Consider the following 295-nt stretch of genomic DNA (forward strand, 5'->3'; position numbering starts at 1 on the left):
CCCTCCGCGCGCCGGTCGGCCGCGTACGGGGGGCTCCGATCCCGCCCGCCCCGCTCGGTACGGTGGGCCCGACCGCACCACCGCTCCGCGCACCCTGGGGGAACCGCCGTGCCCATCCCCGCCGACTGGCCCACCACCGAGGCCGAGGCGCTCGCCGAACAGGAACGCCTGCGCCCGCTCGTCCGGGCCGCCGGCACCATCGGCGTCATCGCCGGCACCGCCGGCACCGCCCGCCCGGGCACCGGCGCCGCGCTCGCCCCGCTGACCACCCGGGCGCTGCTGGCCCGGTACGTCA

Annotated in this window: 1 pseudogene; it reads left to right on the top strand. The window is 81.0% G+C overall.

Annotated features, from left to right (window positions below):
• Window positions 1-108: 108 nt before the first annotated feature.
• Window positions 109-295 (top strand): annotated as a pseudogene (locus ABD308_RS02330) (hypothetical protein); the annotation flags it as partial.

The sequence above is a fragment of the Kitasatospora putterlickiae genome (assembly GCF_039527695.1).
In the GTDB taxonomy this organism is placed as follows: Bacteria; Actinomycetota; Actinomycetes; order Streptomycetales; family Streptomycetaceae; genus Kitasatospora; species Kitasatospora putterlickiae.